Here is an 18546-nt window from a genome sequence, read left to right on the forward strand (position 1 = left end):
AGGGTAATCTATGGGAAACCAACTTATTTTGTATCAAAGCATGTATTAAATATTACCTGCTATTCGAGTAAAAGAAAATTGAGAAATTATTTAGGTTAAAATTCAGGTTGCTTTTTATTGTTTTTAGTCCTCTTCAGGTGTGGTTCCCTGGAGAGGATTTTTTTTGAACAGCATTTTTTTAGGCTTGAACACTTTTTATTTACGTGTCAAAAGGCTAAATTATATATTTATAATACAAAAAAATAGATGTAAAAACACATTTCGGTTTTTAATACGTTGATCATGAAAAATCTGCATTTCATATTTTTAGTGATTTTTTTGGCACTTTTTGTTAGCAGGGAAGTGTATGGGCAGAGTTGTAGCTGTCATCCAGTTAATGACTTGACCATTACTATTTCAGGTAGTGATAATGGTAGTTATGATGCAACTGGATTTACAAACATTTGTATTGAAGGAGTCGGGACTTTTTCTGGAACAATTACCAATTTATCTGATGGTGCGATAATTTGTATTGATGAAGAGATTACTTATGAATTTAGTAGTGCAATTACAGATAATTTAGACCCAAACTGGGGCCGGATTTGGTCAGGAAATTGGACAATTAATAATTACGGAAAATTTATAGGTAGTACGGTTTTAACATTGCAAGATGGTCAGACATTTAATAATTATAGTTATGGTGATTATGAAGCATATGGCGATGTGGATGCAGATTTGTTAATAGAAGCTGGTTTTTATATCCGGCCGGGAGGGGAAGATCGAGAGGAGAATGACCAATTTAATATTGATGAAGGGGGTGAGTTCAATAATTTTGGATCGGTTAATATTTCAGGTGATTTAGTCAATAATGGGATTTTTAATTCAATTTCAGATGAGGCCATCGTAAATGTTGGAAATGAGTATCATAACGAATCTGGAACGTCTGATATTTTTTCATTAAGGGCTTACGGGGAAATTACCAATACAGGGGTTATTACTTTAAGGGGGATAGTTGAATCGGTGACAGATGGGTTTAGAAATGCTAGGGATGATGATAGTGGTCAAGTGATAGGCTTGGGGAGTCCTTGTGTTATGATCAAGACAGCTACTTTTATTGAAAACAATGGAGATGCTTCAATTTTGGATGGAGATGAAGGCTCGATTATACTGGATTCTGGAGATGAGAATTATGATAGAAGCGGAGATGAAGTTCCGGGAGTTTATGCTGTAGGGCAATCGGATGAAGTTAATATTTCAGAGGAATGTTTTAGCCGATTGTCAGCTATATTACCTGTTCTCTGGCAGGATTTCTCCTTAGAATATTTTTCTGAACCTGAACAAGAAATAAAAATCAATTGGTCTACTTCCAAGGAATGGGAAAACAGCCATTTTGAAATTGAACGTGCTGTAGATGGGGTGGAGGATTATCAGCTTGTTGGCAGAGTGGATGCTGTGGGTTGGTCAGATTTGATTTCCTATTATTCCTATAAGGATAGCGAATTCCCTATTAATGCGGAAAGGCTTTATTATAGGGTTAAACAAGTGGATTTGGATGGAAGTTATTCCTATAGTGAGACTTTGATGATAGCTCTTCCTGAAGTGCACTATACCTATGGGGTGTGGAAGTTCTATCCCAACCCTACAAGGGGTGAATCTTTAAGACTCGCTTTGGTCAAGAAGGAACAGTATAATGGAGGGCCAATCAACTTTAGGATTTTTAATGCCATAAATGCCATTCCTTATAAAAAAGTACATTCCTTAATTGAATTAGAACAAAATATAGCTGATATGGTCAGTGGTTTTTCTAATGGTTTGGTGGTGGTAGAACTGCGATGGGGGGAGCGTGTGGAATATATAAAAGTTATCAATGAGTAAATGAACGGTTTATATTTCGTAATAAATGGTGAAAATTGTGAAAAACTATTTTTTCTTGTTTTAGTTTTTCTTCTAATTTGCTATCGAATGGTTTTTAATTGACATCAAAGCCAAGAAATTCCATTTGTGTCAATTAGCAGGAGTCATGCCTGAAAGTTTTACCCTTAATTTGGATATTGTTCACTTTGAATAATTACGGCAGAATACATAATGCTAATGGGGCTTTTTTGATTGGCCTTTTGGTGGTGCTTAACCTTTTTGCTTCTAGCGTCTATGGCTTGGATACAGAAGATTTTTCTTTTACGCCGGTAAGCCCATGCATAGAGACACATTATTCTGCTGATGGGACATCTCTCTTATATATTTATTTCTGTGATGACGTATTTGCCATGCCTTTTGATTATGATGATGTGGAGGTTTTGATCGTTGCCGGAGGCGGAGGTGGTGGTTTTGGGCAAAGCGCTGGGGGAGGTGGAGGCGGAGAGGTGTATTATCAAGCCTCCATGATGCTCAATCCAGGTTCTAGTTATCAAGTCGCTGTTGGGAACGGGGGGAATGGAGCTCTTGTGTCATCGGAAGCAGGGGGTAATGGAGGAAATTCAAGTTTTAATAGTATTGTCGCCAAAGGTGGCGGTGGTGGTGGAACATCCTCGAATAATGCAAGCATTGCGAAGGGTAGAGCCGGCGGTAATGGTGGTGGTGGGGCTGCAGCTCCCGATTTAAGCTATAGTGGAGGGAGTGGAAATGGCAATGCTCCCAGTCATAGCCATGCAGGAGGGAATGGGCACCAGAGTGGTGCAAGTAACAATCGTGCCGGAGGTGGAGGTGCTGGTGCCGGAGGTGCAGGAAATAGTGGGGGAAATGGGCATAATCCCGGTGCAGGAGGGCCAGGAAGACAAGTGGATATGTTTTCTGATTTTCCGTCTGTTAGCATAGGTAATTTATTTGCAGCTGGTGGTGGGGCTACCGGAAGGCAGAATAATGGAAATAAAAAGGAAGCCGAGGGTGGTTCTGGCATTGGAGGAGATGGTAATGCATACGGTAGTGGTGGATCAGGAAAAGAAAATACAGGTTCTGGAGGTGGGGCAGGTGTTAGCAAGGGCGGCAAAGGAGCTGATGGAGTGGTAGTGATCAAGTTAGGGGCAAAGATTTTGCCTGTTGTTTGGGCTGAAGTAAATGCAGAATTATCAGTTGATCAAAGTGGTGTTCTGCTCAATTGGTCTTTGTTGCAAGAGGTAGATATTAGCCATTACATCATAGAGCGTTCTGTAAATGGTGTTCAGGATTTTAAGGTCATCGGAAATGTAGGTATTCAGCTAGATGGTGATTTGCAATATGAATTTTTGGACAATAAATTACCAGATACTGGAGGTAGAGTTTATTACAGGGTCAGGGAGGTCAGTATTTCTGGAAAATATAGCTATAGTAAAACGGTTTCGGTACAATTGCCTTTCCGAAGAGAAAAGGAATTATGGAAGGTCTTTCCCAATCCTTCCAATGGACATGAAGTGAGTATAGCTTATAGTGGAGAATTAAAAAAAGCTCATCCTATTCAATTAACTGCTTATAATTCCCTTTTTCGATCTCAAGAAATAACAGCAGATTCTATTGAGGAATTGAATAATAAGTTAAGGTCATTATTGGAAGGACAGCTGTCGGGATTGGTGATTTTGGAGATACATTGGGAGGGCAAAACAGCATATTTAAAGTTGGTGCTTTGAGGTGAGGGAATACACAAAAACAGCTGTTATATATTAGTGTAGAAGACTGGTTTAGTCTATTGATAGGACTTTATCGTTTATTTTGATCTCTGCATTTCCGGAAATTAGGTAGCGTTTTCCTGAAGGAATTTCCTCGCAGAGGATTCGGGTTCTTCTAGGTTGTACCTTTTTGAATTGACGGCCCTTAATCTCAAAGACAGTTCCAATGCTTACTTCGTTTAAGTAGGCATGATCCTCAGCTGTATTTTTCTCGTCATACTTTCTAAGTTCCTTGCTCAGCCAAAAGTCTGCTCCAGAACTAGCCTTGGGGTTGATCATATGTCTTTTGAGAGGGAGCAATATATCTTTTGGGAAAATCAAGTCAGAAAGTAAAGGGGTCAATAGAATTTGAAATTGCCTTTTCCACTCTAATCCATGAGGCTTTATTTTTATCCCAAAAAGCTTAAATGTCCTGTAGTGGGCGACTTCATGGATATAGGTTATTAAAAATTGATAAGGGTTAAGGTCGTGGTTGATGGTGATTTTTTGAATTTTTTGATCAGCCCTGTATCTAAAGTCTCCAAGTTTGGTTTGCCTGGATTTACTGATGGTGAATTGAAATGGATCCTCTGCCCAGAGATCCCAGCAATATTGCACAGCATTTTCAGGTACTTTTTCTTTGAAAATGGTTAAAATTTCTAGCTTTATTTTATTGTCCATCTAAAAGCTAATTAAATAAAAAAAGAGCACTGATTGCTCAGTGCTCCTCATAAAATTTCAATTAATCTAATTAGTTATTGATGTCTTCAAGAGGTTCTTCGATGATTCCCTCTAATGAATCAATAACTTCCTCCATGGATTCTTCTGATTCTTCAATCAAAGTTTCAATGGTTTCCTCAACCTCAACAGGTTGAACTTCGATGATCTCTTCAGTTTGTTGAGCATCTTTTTTGCCACATGATACGGTCAATACAAGACCTGAAATGGCAAACATCACGAATAGTTTTTTCATGTGTTGAATTGTCTTAAAATAAGTCCGCAAATGTACATCTGACAAAGCATATTTTGATCAATTCCATGAAAATTATTTTTACTTTTTCTTATAGGTGATTTTTATTGGAACTCCTTGGAAATCAAAGTTTTCTCTTAGTCTGTTTTCCAGATATCTGGTATAGGGTGCCTTCAAGTATTGCGGTAGGTTACAGAAGAAGGCAAATACCGGGTTCTTGGTAGGCAACTGAGTGATATATTTGATTTTTATATACTTTCCTTTGTATGCTGGAGGTGGATATCTTTCTATTTCAGGAAGGATTTTATCATTCAATTTCGAGGTAGATATTTTCCTGGTCTTATTGTCATATACTTCCACTGCCAATTCAATGGCTTGGAAAATTCTTTGTTTGGTAATCATGGAGGTAAAGATGATTGGTATCCACTTGTTCTCTCCCAGTTTCTCCATCATGTTTTCCTTGAACTTGTCCATGGTCTTATGGTCTTTTTCAATCAAGTCCCATTTATTGACCATGATCATGATTCCCTTATTGTTTTTGATTCCCAGGGAAATCAAATTGACATCTTGGGCTTCGAGGCCTCTTGTTGCGTCCACCATCACGATAATCACATCTGAATCCTCCAGGGTACGTAAGGAACGCATGACCGAATAAAATTCGATATCCTCCTTTACCCTGGATTTTTTACGGATTCCCGCAGTATCGGTAATGATAAAGTTCTTGCCATAAAGTGTGTAATGGGTGTGGATCGCGTCCCTGGTAGTTCCGGCTTCATTGGTAACAATGGATCTTTCAGACCCCAATAGTGCATTGAGGAAAGAAGACTTGCCCACGTTTGGTCTTCCTAAAATGGCTATTTTAGGAATGCCAAGGTCAGGATTTTCTTCGCCTTCATCTTCAAAATGAGTGATCAATTCATCCAGTAAATCACCTGTACCACTACCGCTGACAGCTGCGATGGGGAATATTTTTTCGTTACCAAGGCCTAATTCATAAAACTCATTGGCCATGAACATCCTTTCCTGGGTATCGGCTTTGTTGGCGACCAAGTAGATAGGCTTTTTGGCTGATCTGAGTTCGTTGGCAAATTCCTTATCCAAATCAGTAAGGCCGTCTATACAGTCTACTACAAATAAGATTACACTAGCTTCATCCAAAGCCAGGTTTACCTGCTTACGGATTTCTGCCTCATAAACATCGTCTGACCCAGTTACGTACCCGCCAGTGTCGATTACAGAGAAAAACTTTCCTCCCCACTGCGCATGACCATAATGTCGATCGCGTGTTACTCCGCTCACATTATCTTCGATGGCTTTTCGCTCTTCTACCAGTCGATTGAAAAAAGTAGATTTCCCTACGTTTGGTCTTCCTACTATTGCTACGATATTAGACATTTTTCTATTTCCTTTATTTTATTGGTCGTAACCAAATTTTCTTAATTTATTTTTATTTTTTCTCCAATCGTCCTCAACCTTCACATGTGTTTCTAGGAATACTTTCTTCTCAAAAAAATCCTCTAGGGCTTCTCTGGCCAAAGTGCCTACTCTTTTAAGCGCCTTTCCTTTTTCCCCGATGATAATACCCTTTTGACTGGATCTTTCCACAAAGATCAAAGCCCTGATTTTAATGATCTTGTCATTTTCTTTGAATTCGTCAATAACTACTTCAGTGCTGTAGGGTATTTCTTTTTTATAATTGGTAAATATCTTTTCCCTGATAATTTCAGAGGCAAAGAAACGTTCGGGCTTATCAGTTAGTTCCCCTTTGTCATAGTAGGGTGGATGAACAGGTAAGCGGTCCAGAATTTCTTGTAGAATTCTTTCAATATTAAAATTTTCGGTGGCTGAAATAGGAATAACAGTATCCGCTTTAATCCTTGAGGTCCAATACTCGGTTACTTCCTCCAATTTATTTTCTTTGGAGAGGTCTATTTTGTTGATCACCAATAATACTGGTACTCCTGAGGCATTGATCTTTTCAATTACCTCCTGGATTTCCTCTTCTGTTTCATACAGGTCTGTTACAAATACGATCACATCAGCATCCTCTAAAGAAAGGTTGACAAAGCTCATCATACTTTTGTGAAGTTCGTATTTGGGCTTGAGCATGCCTGGAGTGTCCGAAAAAACAATCTGGTAGTTTTCGTCATTCATTAATCCCAGTATACGGTGTCTGGTGGTTTGTGCTTTGGAAGAAATAATGGAAAGCCGCTCACCCACAAGGACATTCATTAATGTGGACTTGCCCACATTGGGTTTTCCAATGATATTTACGAAACCAGCTTTGTGTGTTTTTTCGGTCATATGAATAATTTTTTACAAAGGTACTTGATTTTTCATAATATCTACTTACCTTTGTATCACAATAAAGGAAACAGGGAGTCAGAAACGCTAACTTCACCTTTAAAATCTGAAAAAGATATAAAATATTTAAGATATATCGCGGGATGGAGCAGTTGGTAGCTCGTCGGGCTCATAACCCGAAGGTCACTGGTTCGAGTCCAGTTCCCGCTACTACGAAGGATACCAATTGGTATCCTTTTTTTGTTTAAAGCCAGGTGACGTTGCTTGCAATTTGATTTTTTTGCTATTCACTTTTATTGATAAAGTAAAGTTAAGGTTTACTGCGCGTGTGGGTATTAGTTCTGTGCGCTGAAAATTTTAGGTTGATTAGGGGGTAGCTAATATAAACGGGAAATAGTCAAAGTAAATCAATCCTTCTTTTCTACAGGCTTAGATAAAAGGAAAATAGCTGCCCTTCCTTAGAATTGTTCTAATAATGTCTAAAACTGAATTTACATGGATAAGTGTGCTTTTTGGCCTTCTTTTCTTACAAATTTAAATAGAAATAAGGTCAGCTATCTTAATTTGATTTGAGTGGAAGTTTTGCATTTGAAACCCGAAAAACTGAAATTTTTTTAAGGCTTTAATTTATATTTTTGTCAATAAAGTGTTAAAAAACGGGTGTGAAAATACGAATTATGTAAATGAAATTGTAAACCCAATTAAATTGAATTTTTAATTTACTTTTTGATTACAAAGAATCTGTTTTTGATGACATATTTACGTTCGTCATATAATGTAGAGAAATAAATAGCCAATTTTACACTTACCAGTTGTCGCTTGTGATCGAGTGTAATTGAAGTAAGTGCTCTTATTTTGCAAAATTATGGGACCGTATTTTTTTTTAGGCTTCGTATTGCTTCATCAGCTTCCTAAGCTGTTTAGTTTTTTTGGGGTGTTCCTTATAGGGATTAATGTTTTCTTGTTGTTTTTTTCTATAATCAAGTTTAGAAGCATTAGGAGAAAGAATGTATGTATTGGTTTAGCTTTCCTTTGCCTAATTGTTCAGGTTAATATGTTGCTTTCGAGTTTGGGCTTTTCCCAATTGCATTTGCTCAATAAATTTCTTGAGCTTTTGCTGGGAGCTGTGCTCTTGCATTTAATTATATGTGTTTACGATCAGCTGAGAAAATGCGCTGTGCTTATATACCTTAATTACGGGATTGTTGCGTTTTTGACTTTATATTCTTTAGCTCTAGGGGAAGGAATTAACACCGTAAGTTTTAATATTGGTTCTGAATACTTTGTTTTTGATGTGATAAATTTAGGGTTTTATATACAGGTTACGGTTGCCTTAATTTATTCCTTAATAGGGATATTGATGGGAGCAGAGAGCGGAGCCAGATGGAAAGTTTCAGTTGTTTTGAATTTGGGAGTAGGCTTGTTTCTTTGGTTTTACCTATTTGTAGATGCTTTGGCTGCTGAGATATCTTTTTTTTCGTTAAAAGCATTTTCCTTCGGAATTCTAGGGTTTACTGGTTTGTGGGCAATGCTTGAAAAAGGTCGAATGGAAAAGGATCAAAATTCAGAAAGCGATCTTTTTTTAGAAACTTTCAAAGTTCCCGTGTTTTTGCTGTCTAACTGTGGAAGGATTATCGGATTAAACTCAAAAGCCAAGCTGTTTTTTGGAATAAAGGATGAAGATACTATTCCTCAAGTGGTTGATATTGTCTCAAACTTTGAGGAAAAGATAAGATTTGAGCAGGAGTGTATGCAAATTTTATTAGGAATAGGAAGTCCCAATAAGCCTTTTTCATTTGTGGGAAAGAAGCCAGGTGGAGAGATGGTTAGGGTTTGGGCGCATGGGCAAGTGTTGGATTTAGGCCTTGGTAAGGAAGGGCAAATATTATTGTTTTTGGAGGATGAGTTGACTTTGTCCTATAATTCAAAAGTGGGAGATTTTGATGAGGTTTACCAGTCTGTCCTAAGTGTGTCTAGCGAAGCTATGTGGCAATATGATGTACAATTGGATAAGCTGTATTTTGGAAAGGGGTTTAAGGATCTTTTTGGTTTAGACTCACAGGAGAAGGTCAATAGGGAATATATCCTGTCCAGGATTCACCCAGAAGACTACGAAAGGGTCCGTGAAAAGCTTGATCAATTAGTGCTTGATTTGGACAAGACTGCATGGGAGAATGAGTATAGGTTTTTAAAAGAAGATGGAGAGTTTGCCCAGGTAAAAAGTAGAGGTTATATTCTCAGGGATTCAAATGGTAGGCCTGTTAAGTTTTTGGGGGCAATGAAGGATGTTAGCTTTGTATATGAATACTTAAAGAAAATCAAGACTCAAAATTCCTATTTTAGAGAAATTATACAAATGCAATCCCATGAAGTAAGAGAGCCGCTTACCAGAATTATGGCGGTGGCAAATTTTATTTTGGAACATGGTTATTCAGAACTGGAAGAAAAGGAGGCCTTAAGGATAATAGCAAATAGCTGTCAGGAATTGGATAAAGTGATTCATCAAGTAATTGAAAAAGTAGAGCGGGCTCAAATCGATACGGGCTTTATTGAATCTAACAAATAAAATGGTGCTGTGTAAATTAGTTTTAACCCTTCGAGATAATTCACAGGACAGGCTATTATGAATCCAATTGTATAATCCATGTTTAATTTTTAGTGAGTTGCTAATGGGTTAGGTTAGTTAGATTAATTTTTTTTAATAATATATGCTGTTTATTTGATTTTAGTTTAGGGTTATTTAATTTTCAAGCATCATACATATAAACAAAGCAATGCTCAGCTTATCTGAAAAAGAAATAGAAATTATTGCAAAATATTTGCTAAAAGGAAAGGTTTGTTATTATCAAGAAGACAAAAAACTGATTCACCACCTACCTGATGAGGAGGAAAACTTTAATGAAAATCTCACTGAAGAAGAGGAAGATTTATTGGATGAAATCGATGCTGATCCAATGAACTATGCCGAGTTTATAAAAATGGAGCCAGCACAAGAGTCTCTGATAATGGATCAGTTTACAGAGCAGTTTGTAGAGGATAGGACTTTTCAGGAGGATTTATATGATGCTTTGACGAAGAGCAAAGCAATGGAAAGGTTTACCTTTTTGATTGAGGAATCAAAAGCTTATAAGGAAAAATGGCTTGATTACCGTCGTGTGAAATATAAGGATTGGGTGATGGAGCAAATCGATAGTTATAATGTGCAAGAATGATAAAAAGGGCCTCTGAGCCCTTTATTTTTTTACTATCAAGACAGGAAGGTTTTTGTCATGAGAGATTAATTGTTCAGTGACACTTCCTATTAATAGATCTCCTTCATCATTTTTTCCTTTGTTACCCACAATGATGAGGTTGGATGAAGTATGAACGGCAAATGTGTAAATTAATTTGCCTATATTTTGTTCATTGTCCTTGATGATGGATAATGGGGGATTAAAGTCATGTTTTTTCTGCAGCTTTTTATATTTGTGTAGGGTATCTTTCTCCATGTCCTTACTGATTTGTTGGTAGTTTTTGATGTAGGGGAAGTATTGTCTACCAATCTTAAGAATACTCACTGGATGGATGTTGCTTTTGGCTGTTTCCTGAAATCTTTTAGCTATTGGGATGATCTTATCCGTGTAGGAGCTGAAGTCAATGGCTATGGTTACGTTTTCAAAAACCGGTAGCCCAATTTCAGGTACAAACAATGTGTTGCAGTTTGATAGTCTAACCAGTTTGGCACTCAAAATTCCTGAGCCCATATAACTGGTTTTCTTGCCATAAATGATTACGCTATAGTCTTGACTATCTATATATTCCGTAAAGTCCTCAACATCTGGGTTTGTGTGGATATGGCAATTTATATTTGGGCCATTTGCTTGAGGAAAATGCTCTTGGGCAGTTTCCAATAATTCATTTTCTATTATCTGGTCTAAGGATTTCCCTAATTTGGGAATTACTGTACTGATATCATCTGGAAGTTGTTCTAATTCCATTAGATGTAAAAGGGTCAGGTTTTGGAAGGGGATCAGATCATGCAGTCTTTTGAGGTAGGTAAGCAATATCCCGTCCATTTCGGTAAGGTCTAGGCAGACAGCTATATTTTTTATGTTTCTCATTGCTCTTGTCTTTTTTGAAGGTTTTTTTGGATAACTTGATTGAGGTTTTTCTCATAGGATTTTTTGTTTAACTCCTCTTTGAGTGCTTGGTTTCTGGCGTACTCTTTCTGTAGTCCCTTATGAAGGCTATACACCATGATAAGTAGCACTATCAGGAAAGGTAGGCCAGTGGTGATAGCGGCGGTTTGTAAGGCGGTAAGTCCACCGCCAACCAATAATACCGCAGCTACTCCTCCTTCTGAGAGGGCCCAGAATATCCTTTGCCCTACTGGTGCGTCGAGTTTTCCGCCTGCTGTAATGCTGTCAATTACCAATGATCCAGAATCGGATGATGTTACGAAAAAGCTGATGACCAAAAGGACACCCACCAGTGATCCAATAGTTTGAAAAGGGAATTCATTCAGGTAAACGAATAGCGCAGTGGCTTCATCAGCAATGATATTACTGGCCAATTCATGCCCTTCGTTCTGTAGATCCAGAAAAATGGCTCCTCCTCCCATGGCTGTTAACCAAAGAAAGGTTAGCAGGGCTGGCACCAGTAGAACACCAAAAATAAATTCCCGGATGGTCCTTCCTCTGGAAACCCTGGCAATAAACATGCCTACGAAAGGAGACCAGGAAACCCACCATGCCCAATAGAAAATGGTCCAGTCCCCCTGCCATCCGTTGTCTCTATATGCTTCTGTCCAAGTGGATACGTTGATTATTTCATTAATGTAGTTACCTAGGTTTTGAACCAATGATCTAAAAATAAATAGGCTTGGCCCCACTATTAATATGAAAATCAGTAAGATGCCAGCGATTCTTACATTCCATTCGCTAAGCAATTTTACACCTTTGTCAATACCTGAAAACACGCTGATAGTGGCAATTCCCGTAATTCCAGCTATTAAAAGTACTTGAGTTGAAGTGGAATTGGGGATATCGAATAAGAAAGATAGTCCGCCGTTGACCTGTTTTACACCTAGTCCCAAAGAAGTTGCAAGGCCAAACAAGGTGGCCAAGACAGCCATAACATCGATGACATCCCCGATCCAACTATGGATTCTGTCCCCAAGGATGGGGTAAAATACTGACCTAATTGTCAATGGCAGTTTTCTGTTATAGGTAAAGAAGGCAAGGGAAAGTGCAACAATGGCATAAATAGCCCAGGCATGAAAGCCCCAGTGGAGAAAAGTGAGGTTCATGGCCCTTGTTGCTGATTCAATAGTGTATCCTTCTCCATAAGGTGGGTTTGCATAATGGGAGACCGGTTCAGCTACTCCCCAGAATAATAGCCCTATGCCCATACCAGCACTGAATAGCATGGCAAACCATGAGGAGGTGGAGAACTCTGTTTCTGCATTTTTGCCCCCTAATTTTACACTGCCGTATTTGCTGAATCCCAAGTAAAAACAAAAAACAATGAAGGCATTGATCGAGATAATAAAAAGCCAGCCGGTTTTTTCCGTTATGAAACTTTGGATATTATTAAATATCTGTTCCATAGGTTTTCCCACTGCCAAGGTGATCACTATAAAAATGATGATCAGTATGGATGCGGGCCAAAATACGGGGGCATGGACGTCGAAATATTTTTTCTTCATAATACTTATAATTTAGAAATAATAACCCAAATTAATGTTAACCCGGGTATTCCAGCCAGGTTTAGGGTCGATAGGGTTTGATTCGGAAACGGGCATGTCATATTGCATTCCTCTTCCTGGGCCAAGTGCATTGCCGCCAAATGAATCGCTGATCCAAGGATGGTTATATCCAGAGGCAATGTCAACGTAGGTGTAGATTTTACCTGCTGTTATTAATGCTCCTAATACATTTTGTTGTGTCTTTTTAAAAGGAGCGATTTCATTGCCCAATTTAAGTTTTCCGGGTTTGTGTATATAGGTGTAGTCATTATAGATTTGGATGTTGGAAATTGGGCCCCAATTGGTGGGGATGTCATATGCCAAGCCAATTACGTATAAAGATGCTTCTGAAGCAACATCGTAGGTGCCAAATCCATATGCACCCATTTGTAAGCTTGACAAAACTGTTCCTGCATCATTTTTGACTTTATTGTACTTATAATATATCACTTCAGTTTTTAGGTTCCAACGGTTTTGTTGCCATTCGGCGTGGACAGCTGCTGCTATTTGCTTTCCCTTGTTGGTGGTGCTTTGATTGTATATTTCCATCCATTGTGCAGAAGCTCCAAGTTGTGTGCTTCCTAATTGGTAGGTGGTTCTGAGGTTCAGTTGATTTCTTTCAATATTATTTTCTCCTGGAGTGGGGACCACATCATACGAGTATCTTGCGCTTGGGTAGACGCCAAAATTTGGGTCATTAGTCCCCCTGGGTTCGGATAGTGGGAAATAAGCAAAATTGAAAGTCCACTTTTCAGGTGTATAGCTAAGGTTAAAGCCCATTTGGTGATCATCTTCCAGCCCTAAATAGTAAGGTGCTTGGAACCACCAGCTGTGAGAGGCATAAGTGAGTAAACCGAAAGGTACTTGTGTAATCCCCAGCTGCAAGTTCCATTTGGGATTAAACCGATATCCAATCCAGCCATATTTGATAAAGTTGGTGTTAAAGGTAGGGTAAAAACGGTACTCGAATGAAAACTGTAATCCGTCTGAATAGGAATCAACATTGATTCTCCAGGTATCCCAAGTCCATTCATTTCTGGAATCGGTTCCCAAGGGGAAGGTTTGTCCTTCGTAAAAGCTGTATATGGTATTTAGTCTTAGTGCTCCCCCGATTTTTAGCCAAGATGTATCTCTGTTGGTTTCACGTGATGCCCAGTTTCCTCTTTCTAGGCTTGCTTTGCTTGTCCCGTAATCCTTTTCGAAAATCAATTTAATGGGGTTGCTTTCTTTGGTGCTATCAGATTTATTGAGGTTAAACCCTAGTGATGGAGTGTAAATGAATATTAAAAATATTGCACAATGTTTTAATAGACTTTTAAAAATGATGACAGATTTCAGATTCATTTTTCAAGGTTTAGGAATTCCATAATGAAACAATTGAAGGGCCTGTTGTTTGATTATTAATCATATAAACCATTATAGTGACTATAAATTAGCTATTATGAAGCTGAAATAAAATTTTATTGGATAGCAATAATATGATTTGTACAATTTTTGGAAATTAAGTGTAAAAAATAATCTCTACTTTTCATGGCTGATATTTGGGCAATTTGCTGTCAAAATTTATAGAGGTACTTATTTTTGAATGGCATAATACTAAATTTGTGAAAGGAGACAAATCATTGTTTTGAGGATGCAAATAGTAAAGTAAACTGTATTGATGAGAAAGTTTTTAATAATATTCCAGGTACTTTTGATTTCATGTAATTTCCTTTTGGCACAAGGAAATGATAGATGGTCTTGGGGAGGGGAGATGGATCCGTTACAAGGCAAGTTTCAGGTCAAGCATTACTCTTTAGAAATAGAATTACTGCCTCGAATTAAGGGGATTAATGCAAGTATGGAGATGTTGTTTGAGGCAGATGAAGATATAGATACTTTACGATTGGATTTGGTGGATCATTTTGAGGTGCTCAAGGTGGAGTCAATGGGGGAAGAGCTTGGTTTTGTTCACCAAAATGACTTGCTTGATATTTTTCTGAATGCTCCCAGTAATCAAGTAAAGGTCTTTTATAGGGGAAGACCTCCGGTAGCGGCCAACCCTCCTTGGTCTGGAGGTTTTACCTGGAGCAAAGATGATCATGGGAATAGCTGGGTAGGGCTTTCCTGTCAAATGGAGGGGGCCAAGGTTTTTATGCCTTGCTTGGATCATCCATCTAGCAAGGCCAGCAATGGGGTGGATTTGTATTTTAAGGTCCCATTTCCCTATTTCGTTGCTTCTAATGGAATATTACTGAATCAGGAAACCAGTTTAGGTTATAATTATTTTCATTGGGCAACGGCCTATCCCATCAATAATTACGGGATCAATTTTACTATGGGGAGGTTTGTGGAAAGGTCAAAAAATTATTCGTCTGTTTATGGCAGAAGTATACCCATGAAAGTGTATTTATTGGAGGAAAATAGGGGGATGGCTGATGAGCTGATGGTGATTTTGGAAAGAAGTGCCCAGACCCAGGAGAAATATTTTGGGGAGTATCCATTTCCTGATGATAAAATTGCCGTGGTCGAAACGCCTTACCTAGGTATGGAACATCAGACAATCAATGCCTATGGGAATGATTTCAACTTTACTGAAGTTGGAGGGAAAGATTTCGATGCGCTCCTTCATCATGAACTGGGGCATGAATGGTGGGGTAATAAAATGTCCGTAAGTGATTGGGGAGATTTCTGGATTCAGGAAGGCTTTTGTTCCTATGGGGATTTGCTTTATTACTTGGATCATGAAGGAGAGGAAGCCTATTTGGAAAGAGCGCAAGCTTTAGCAGGCGGGATCAAGAATGAGCAGCCTGTTGTGTTGGGAGAAAATATTAATTCAGATGAAGCCTATCAGGGAGATATATATTCAAAAGGAGCGTTTGTGCTTCACAGTTTAAGGTTTGTGCTGGGGGATGAGATATTTTTCCCTCTGCTGCAAGCATTTATTGAGAGTGAAGAATTTACCTATCAAAATCAAGTGAACTCAAGGGATTTTATTGATTTTGTATCGAATTATTCTGGAAGAAATCTAGATAATTTTTTCGATATGTATTTGTACAGTACAGTATTGCCAAAGGTGAAAATCAAGAGAAAAGGCAGGAATAAATATGATGTGTCATTGTCCAATATCCAGTTTTCACTTCCAATGGAAATTAAAACTTCTGATGGGATCGAAAAGGTAGAGCTTTCTAATAATTCAATAAGGTTGAAAAGTGATAGCCCTATAGTAGTGGATCCAAATGGTTGGTATTTGTTGGATAAATAGAAAATGCCCCAGTGCAATATTGGCGCTGGGACATTTTTAGTGAATTAGCTTGCGGCTTCTTCAACTGCTCGCCATACTCTAAAGACATTTTTATAACAGATTTTTTCTATGTCCTCTCTGCTATATCCTCTCTTCAATAGTTCAGCAATCAAGTTAGGGTACATAGACACATCCTTAAGTCCATTGGGTAGAGAGTCACCTACACCATCAAAGTCAGAGCCAAAACCGACATGGTCAATTCCTGCTAAATTAACCACGTGGTCAATATGATCAGCAACTAGGTTTACATCCGGGAATACATTGTGATCGGCGACGTATTTTTCTATATAAGCTTGTGCTGCAGAATCACTCCTGCTGAGTTCATTTTGGGCAAGCCAATTGACGATATGTTCCCTGACAGCTGCAGTTCTTTCATTATAGTCTCCATCGATGAAGCTTCCTCCAAAATTGATCATGATGACACCGTTGTTTTTGCCTAATGCTTTGACCATTTCGTCATTCATATTCCTTTCAAAGCCAGGAGTGAATTTTCTGGAAGAACTATGTGAAGCAATAACAGGGACATCGGTCATTTCTAGGACATCATAAAAAGTGTCATCGGAAACATGCGAAATGTCTACCATGATGCCTACTTTGTTCATTTCCGTGACCACTTTTTTACCAAATTCAGAAAGTCCGCCATGTGTTCTGGTGGTGTCATAGGATGAATCTCCAATAAGGTTGTCCTTTCCATGGGTCAGTGTTATGTATCGAATACCTTTTTCATGAAAGTAGGCTACATTGGAAAGGTCGTCCTCTATGCCTGCTCCATTCTCCATTCCCATAGGTAGGGATATCTTTCCAGCTTTGAAATTGACTTCAATATCGTCAGGGCTATAGGCCATAGCAAATTTTTCTGGCCAAGTTTCTGCCAATCTTTTGGTCATCAAAATTAGAGAATCAGCCAGTACTTTTGCACCACCAGTTTGTTGGTATCTTGCTGGCAAATAGATAGACATGAAAGGTGCGTCTAATCCTCCTTCCTTTGCTCTAGGAAAGTCAAAGTTGCCGCCATCTGTTCTTTTGGATACATCTAATATTTCTCTTTGTAGGGTGAAACCGCCTACTTTCATTCTGTAGGGCAAGTCGACATGTCCATCTACCATAATGGTTTCGTGTGCAATGGTTTTTGCATATTCGAGTCGTTCCTCATCAGAGACTTGTGAATAATCCTTTTTTTCTTCCTTTGAATTACAAGATATCAAAGCAAGACTTAAAAAAAATGTACTAAGAGTAAGGGCGTTTTTCATATACGGTTTTTTAATAAATTTATGATGTTAATAGGCGGATAAACAATTATAAAGTTTTTGGTGATTTCCTGACATCAATTTCCTTTTGATTCGGTGTTCGGTTTATTGGAATTAGGAATTTTGGGTAGGTTCTGGGTCTAGAAAGTAATTCTTGCCCGATTTATTTACGTTCAATATGCTAAGTCATTTCGGATATAGCAAGGAATTGCCTATGATTGCTTTAGATTTTAAGAGAAAAAGAGGGGAATGATGAAAGACAGTGGCATTTCAGGGCTTGGATTAATCTATGGCTAAGTATTTTAAGCAATAAGCTTCTTGGTTGGCTATTATTTTCACTAAGTTTATTTTAGTACTTTTATTATTCAAACCATTAAAGCTTAAATTGACCATGAAAAAAACTAACAATTTTCTGATTATGATGATAGCTCCACTTCTGTTTTGGAACTGTGGAGGTGAAAGTAAAAAAGAGACAAAAGAGGAAAGTATGGTAGAAGTTGAAGAGGAGATGGTTGAACCTAGCCTGACCTTGTTATGGGAAACTTCTGAGGAGCTTATAACCTGTGAGTCTGTTTTGGTGGATAAGGATGGAGGAACCATTTATGTGTCCAATATTGCTGGAGATCCACGAGAAAAAGATGGGGAAGGTTTTATTTCTATTATCAATAAAGAGGGAGAGATAGTCGAAAAGACCTGGGTGGATGGAATTGATGCTCCTAAGGGTATGGGGATTTTAGATGGAAAACTTTATGTGACCAATATAGATGAGTTGGTGGAAATTGATATTGAAAAGGCTGAAATTGCACATCGTTATACTGTAGAAGGAGCTAGTTTCCTAAATGATGTTGATGTTCATGGTGGGAAAGTATATTTTTCAGATATGGAAACTGGTAAAATCCATTTCTTGGAAGGTGGTGAGATAAGTGAATATGCTTCAGGTCAAAACTCAGTTAATGGATTGAGGCTTAGTGATGAGGGGGTTTTGTATAGTCTGGATGGAGCTGGATTAAAAAAATATAGTGATGGAGGTATGGCAGAGGTGATCAATGATGAAGTTACTGGAGGTGATGGATTAATTATTTTGGGTGATAATGATTTTCTTGCTAGTAGATGGATAGGCGAAATATGGATTGTTCAGAATGGTGCAGCTAGCAAGTTGCTTGATACTAAGGATGCTGGGTCTAATACAGCGGATATTGGCTATCTTGAAGATGAGCAAGTCGTTTTAGTCCCTACATTTATGAAAAATAAAGTAGCGGCATATAAATTGGACTATTGAGAAATACTTTTGTTCAATAAAAGGGGAGTGGATTAGTTTTCACTCCCTTTTATTATTTGGTATCAATGATTATTGTAAGCAGAGATTTATTGGTAATTGTTGAAAGATTTTATACCTAATGAATCTCTGTCATGATTGCTTATAT

General features: G+C 38.2%; 14 protein-coding genes and 1 tRNA gene. 7 read left to right on the plus strand and 8 right to left on the minus strand.

Going from position 1 to position 18546, the window contains the following annotated elements:
- Window positions 1-282: 282 nt before the first annotated feature.
- On the plus strand, window positions 283-1854 hold the full coding sequence (locus H7U17_RS00230; RefSeq protein ID WP_186753542.1) for a hypothetical protein: 1572 nt from the start codon (window positions 283-285) through the stop codon (window positions 1852-1854).
- Window positions 1855-2039: 185 nt separating this feature from the next.
- The gene (locus H7U17_RS00235) at window positions 2040-3575 is read left to right on the plus strand and encodes a glycine-rich domain-containing protein (protein ID WP_186753544.1); all 1536 of its coding nucleotides are present in this window, start codon (window positions 2040-2042) and stop codon (window positions 3573-3575) included.
- A gap of 51 nt (window positions 3576-3626) precedes the next feature.
- Here H7U17_RS00235 and H7U17_RS00240 read toward each other — a convergent pair whose 3' ends face one another.
- The 4 genes from H7U17_RS00240 to era all read right to left on the minus strand — a co-directional run bounded on the left by H7U17_RS00240 (window position 3627) and on the right by era (window position 6867).
- Complete coding sequence (locus H7U17_RS00240; RefSeq protein WP_186753546.1) at window positions 3627-4274, minus strand: SprT-like domain-containing protein; 648 nt, start codon at window positions 4272-4274, stop codon at window positions 3627-3629.
- 70 nt (window positions 4275-4344) lie between these two features.
- Window positions 4345-4566 (minus strand): hypothetical protein, encoded by a 222-nt coding sequence (locus H7U17_RS00245; RefSeq protein WP_186753548.1) that lies wholly within the window; start codon window positions 4564-4566, stop codon window positions 4345-4347.
- A 78-nt stretch (window positions 4567-4644) separates the two neighbouring features.
- Complete coding sequence (gene der / locus H7U17_RS00250; protein WP_186753550.1) at window positions 4645-5958, minus strand: ribosome biogenesis GTPase Der; 1314 nt, start codon at window positions 5956-5958, stop codon at window positions 4645-4647.
- 18 nt (window positions 5959-5976) lie between these two features.
- Entirely contained in the window at window positions 5977-6867 is an 891-nt protein-coding gene (gene era, locus H7U17_RS00255; RefSeq protein WP_186753552.1) for a GTPase Era, read from the minus strand.
- Between the two features lie 137 nt (window positions 6868-7004).
- Between era and H7U17_RS00260 the strand changes: the two genes are divergently transcribed.
- The 3 genes from H7U17_RS00260 (at window position 7005) to H7U17_RS00270 (ending at window position 10079) form a co-directional block, all read left to right on the plus strand.
- Window positions 7005-7077, plus strand: a tRNA-Met gene (locus tag H7U17_RS00260).
- Between the two features lie 844 nt (window positions 7078-7921).
- Complete coding sequence (locus H7U17_RS00265; protein ID WP_186753554.1) at window positions 7922-9433, plus strand: PAS domain-containing protein; 1512 nt, start codon at window positions 7922-7924, stop codon at window positions 9431-9433.
- 208 nt (window positions 9434-9641) lie between these two features.
- The gene (locus H7U17_RS00270; RefSeq protein WP_186753557.1) at window positions 9642-10079 is read left to right on the plus strand and encodes a UPF0158 family protein; all 438 of its coding nucleotides are present in this window, start codon (window positions 9642-9644) and stop codon (window positions 10077-10079) included.
- Between the two features lie 21 nt (window positions 10080-10100).
- Here the strand turns inward: H7U17_RS00270 and H7U17_RS00275 are convergent, their stop codons facing one another.
- From H7U17_RS00275 to H7U17_RS00285, 3 genes are read right to left on the minus strand one after another with little or no spacing between them, the layout of a single operon-like run.
- Entirely contained in the window at window positions 10101-10967 is an 867-nt protein-coding gene (locus tag H7U17_RS00275) for a universal stress protein (protein WP_186753571.1), read from the minus strand.
- Window positions 10964-12553, minus strand: coding sequence for a BCCT family transporter (locus H7U17_RS00280; protein ID WP_186753573.1), 1590 nt, complete (start codon window positions 12551-12553; stop codon window positions 10964-10966). The genes H7U17_RS00275 and H7U17_RS00280 overlap by 4 nt, the downstream gene beginning before the upstream one ends.
- Window positions 12554-12565: 12 nt before the next feature.
- Window positions 12566-13936: a porin gene (locus H7U17_RS00285; RefSeq protein ID WP_186753575.1), complete on the minus strand. Its 1371-nt coding sequence runs from the start codon at window positions 13934-13936 to the stop codon at window positions 12566-12568.
- Window positions 13937-14252: 316 nt separating this feature from the next.
- On the opposite strand from H7U17_RS00285, the gene H7U17_RS00290 reads away from it, so the two are divergent.
- Window positions 14253-15836, plus strand: coding sequence for a M1 family metallopeptidase (locus H7U17_RS00290; protein WP_186753577.1), 1584 nt, complete (start codon window positions 14253-14255; stop codon window positions 15834-15836).
- A 44-nt stretch (window positions 15837-15880) separates the two neighbouring features.
- On the opposite strand, the gene H7U17_RS00295 is transcribed toward H7U17_RS00290, so the two are convergent.
- Window positions 15881-17125, minus strand: coding sequence for a dipeptidase (locus H7U17_RS00295; protein ID WP_186753579.1), 1245 nt, complete (start codon window positions 17123-17125; stop codon window positions 15881-15883).
- A gap of 388 nt (window positions 17126-17513) precedes the next feature.
- Between H7U17_RS00295 and H7U17_RS00300 the strand changes: the two genes are divergently transcribed.
- A complete protein-coding gene (locus H7U17_RS00300) occupies window positions 17514-18401 on the plus strand; it encodes an ATP-binding protein (protein ID WP_186753581.1) in 888 nt (295 codons plus the stop codon).
- The last annotated feature ends 145 nt before the right edge of the window (window positions 18402-18546 follow it).

This window comes from Echinicola salinicaeni (genome assembly GCF_014280965.1).
Taxonomy (GTDB): Bacteria; Bacteroidota; Bacteroidia; order Cytophagales; family Cyclobacteriaceae; genus Echinicola; species Echinicola salinicaeni.